Source organism: Desmonostoc vinosum, from assembly GCF_059505385.1.
In genome coordinates this window covers 1-3,499 of sequence record NZ_JCACKM010000312.1, presented here as the reverse complement: position 1 = coordinate 3,499, position 3,499 = coordinate 1, and the positions used below count along the sequence as shown (strand labels likewise).

At 42.2% G+C, this 3,499-nt stretch carries 4 protein-coding genes; 1 reads left to right on the top strand and 3 read right to left on the bottom strand.

Annotated features, from left to right (window positions below; all coding sequences use genetic code 11):
* Window positions 1-175 precede the first annotated feature (175 nt).
* The gene (locus AC5JMF_RS31745; protein ID WP_495799688.1) at window positions 176-418 is read right to left on the bottom strand and encodes a DUF6761 family protein; all 243 of its coding nucleotides are present in this window, start codon (window positions 416-418) and stop codon (window positions 176-178) included.
* A gap of 552 nt (window positions 419-970) precedes the next feature.
* Here AC5JMF_RS31745 and AC5JMF_RS31740 point away from each other — a divergent pair.
* Window positions 971-1,741, top strand: a complete 771-nt coding sequence (locus tag AC5JMF_RS31740; RefSeq protein ID WP_495799687.1) for a response regulator transcription factor — start codon at window positions 971-973, stop codon at window positions 1,739-1,741.
* 66 nt (window positions 1,742-1,807) lie between these two features.
* Here the strand turns inward: AC5JMF_RS31740 and AC5JMF_RS31735 are convergent, their stop codons facing one another.
* Together AC5JMF_RS31735 and AC5JMF_RS31730 are read right to left on the bottom strand one after the other, a co-directional pair.
* Window positions 1,808-2,587: an ABC transporter ATP-binding protein gene (locus AC5JMF_RS31735; protein WP_495799686.1), complete on the bottom strand. Its 780-nt coding sequence runs from the start codon at window positions 2,585-2,587 to the stop codon at window positions 1,808-1,810.
* A 118-nt stretch (window positions 2,588-2,705) separates the two neighbouring features.
* Window positions 2,706-3,272 (bottom strand): hypothetical protein, encoded by a 567-nt coding sequence (locus tag AC5JMF_RS31730; protein WP_495799685.1) that lies wholly within the window; start codon window positions 3,270-3,272, stop codon window positions 2,706-2,708.
* Window positions 3,273-3,499: the final 227 nt, after the last annotated feature.

Sequence of the window (3,499 nt, the reverse complement as noted above, 5' to 3'; positions counted from 1 at the left end):
GTTCTTTTATGGACTCTTCAGAAATCCCCGTGTCTTCAGACCGGGGAAGCTTAACTCTACTAAAAATTATTAATCTCTAAAATTTCACACCACTCCACCCATTGCTTAATACAGACAGTATGCTATAATTGTCTGCGGCGATTAGCGGTTACTATTAAAGACTAACGTCAACGCATTAGTAGTAATCGGGTTGTGGTTGAGTCATTGCAAAGTTTGATGCATCGTGCAGATAGCGACTTGCTTCTTCCTCTAGGCGATGAATTAGGAAAGGTTCAATGACGTTGCTGTGTCGGAGTGCGGCTAGATATCCATCCAAATACATTCGCATATCATCCATGCGATAACCGCGATTCCATAGTTCGACGAAGGCGTCAGTAATTCTTTGGTAATAGCGGATGGTTTGTGTGTCTTGGAGCATAACTGCTTGATTTATCTCTTGGGAATGAGAATTGTAAATGATTTACGCTGAAATGTGAAGTGCTAGTTTACTGTTGAAATTAACTTTCAAATAAATATCTTCACTTTGGGCAACACCCACGAGCAGCTACAAACTAATTCAATCCTATTCCACGAAAATCGGAATATGATTACTTGCTAAGCTATTCTTATGTTTCTTTCTATCAATGACTTGACAAGATTTGCGGATAATACCATAAACTTTCGCAATATGAAATCCGCACTCATGACAAGGCAAATAGATAGAACTGGTAATGGTCAGTCAGTGTGAGTTATATTTTTTGTAAATTATAACCTTTTATTAGCAATAAGTTAATCACAAGAAATTTCAATAAGTCTAACAAAAATTTAAGAATATCACTAATCGGCTTGTGGCAAGGCGCAAATTAAAGATATTACGACTCTTTTCCAAAGGAAATGTAAAGATTATAGCAATTGAAGTAACAAAGACTACAAAACCTTGAGCATGGGCTTGTTACTTTGAAAGTCATCGACGCTAAGGGGTCTTGCCACCGTGAGTTCGGTTTGTATTGAAATCGTTGAGGGGAATCCCCATCTGAGGTCGTTGCTGGGTTGGCACTTGCAACAACTGGAATACCGTGTGCATCAAGCCGCCAGTATTTATCAAGCAAGGGAAGTGTTTTTAAGCCATCAACCAACGCTAGTGATTCTAGATGCGGATCTGCCTGATGGTGATGGTATTGAGTTTTGTCGCTGGTTGAATCGTCAGCAGCAGCCCCTGATCTTGATGCTATCTGCCCGTAGCAATGAAGCTGATATTGTTGCAGGCTTAAAGGCTGGTGCAGATGACTACTTGAGTAAACCTTTTGGAATGCAGGAGTTTCTGGCACGTGTAGAGGCATTAATTCGCCGCAAGCGCACACCAACAGCACCAGCTTATTTGGATTATGGCACTTTGCAAATAGATTTAGTGCAGCGCCGTGTCCGCTTTCAGGGGGAGTTCATTGATTTAACGCCCCAGGAATTCAGCTTGCTCTACGTTTTGGCGCAAGCTGGAGGAGTACCTTTGAGTAGGTCGGAATTGCTGCGTCGTGCTTGGCCTGATGCCATCGATAACCCACGCACCATTGACACTCATGTTTTATCGCTGCGAAAAAAGGTTGAACTTGATCCCCGCCAACCTAGCTTGATTCAAACTATCCGTAACGTAGGATACAGATTTAACATGGAAATTTTGAATGCTAATATTCCCCAATCACAAACAAAGTTAACTAAAGAGAGATTTAGCAATCAGCGTTCAACACTTAGTAGTAGTCAGGTTTGAAGAGGGAATGAGGAATAATTATTGACTCTTGACCAATGAAAAATGACTTTTGACCAATCCAAAATTTTAAAATCCCAAATCATTTTGCTCTGCTGCTTGTATTAGGCTTTCTCGTAAGTTAACCCAATTTATTTCTGAGGCTATTTGATCTGCTAATAAATGACCTTGCTGTAAGTGTAATAACCGCGTGCAAAACATTTGTGCTAGTTCTAGCTGATGATTTACCATCAAAATTGTTGTTTGATGAGTTTGGCTCAGTTGAATTAAGACTTGCATCAGATGGGAAGCTGTACCAACATCTAAGGCAGAGGTCGGCTCATCTAATAGTAATATTTTAGGTTGGATGATTAATGCGCGAGCGATCGCTACAAGTTGTCGTTCTCCAGCAGAAAGTTGCATCTCTGTTCGCCCCAACCATTCACTGGGAATGTGTAGTTGTTCTACCCAGTGATTGACTCGTTGCTGAATCATCTGTTTAGACAAACCACGCAAAACCAGTGGATAAGCCAAGGTTTGCTCAACTGTCATCCCTAGAAGCTTTGATTGTTGCAACACAAGTGTTACATCTTGGCGTAACTGAATCGCGGGGATTTGGCGATACTCTTGATTGTCTAGATAAATTTTGCCGTTGGTGGGTTCGATTAGACGGTTAAGTAGACGTAATAACGAAGTTTTACCAGCACCAGCGGGGCCGACTATCGCCAGGCGCTCAGCCTGGCATATCTCCAAGGAAATATCTTGCAATATCGGGTATCCCTGTTGATTGCTGGAAAGGTTAGTTTTCAGCTTTGTAAACAGGTTAACTTGCTCTAAGCGTAGTGTGGCTTTTGTTGTGACACTATCCAAAGTTGGGGAATGGGGGATGGGTAATTCGTAATTCGTAATTCGTAATTCGTAATTCGTAATTCGTAATGAAGAATTAGGAATTGGGAATGGGGGAGAATGACAACTAAACAAATGACCATTATGTTAATTGTCTGATGGTTAACGCTGTGGCGATCGTCCAGCCATCCACTAATAGTAGCAGCAGAGTGAATCCTAGTAATATCAGGTACATCCATGGCTGTGCTAAAGGGCGAACGTCTGTGGTATCTATGCTCGTTTTTGCTTGCACGGTTTGTACTAGACGAGCAAATCCGGCTACACGCATTGGTAATAAATAAGCTTTCCCATCCTGGCTAAGGAAATAATAAACTATTCCTCCTTGACCTGTGGTGCGGGGTTTTAACTCTTTTACTTCTGACCAGGGTAAGAACCAGCCTTTACGAAAGAAGCTAGGAACCCACGCGGGATAAGTAACTTGAATTCCTTGGTCATCTACTATGACTCGTTCAGTCAATACCGCATACAGAGCTACAAAACCGATGCTAATTCCTATCCACAATAGTTCCGGTGGTATGGGTGCAGCTGTAACCTGCGATAAGAAAGGCAATGGAACTGTAAGTGCTACATACAGACTCAACAGGGTAATCCGAATCAAAGGAGACAGACGAAAAACTGAGGCTGGAGTGTTGGTTGAGTTTGCTGTCACGGCTCAATCACGATTATTGGCTCTGATTCCCAGTCTAGTACAAGACAGGGAACAGGGAACAGGATGACCAGCCTCCGTCTTGGCGGTTTCCGTCACGATAGCACAGCGTTAGCAAGTTTTTTGTGTCAGGAGAAGGGTGGATTTGTCCATTTATAGGTGGTTAGGGTCATTTGTCATTAGACCTCTTGCAAAAGTCGGATACTCGCCAGAAAATTTATTTTCTGGCT

Coding starts and splice junctions, on each gene's coding strand:
- AC5JMF_RS31745 (WP_495799688.1), bottom strand. CDS start 418: ATGCTCCAAGACACACAAACCATCCGCTATTACCAAAGAATTACTGAC.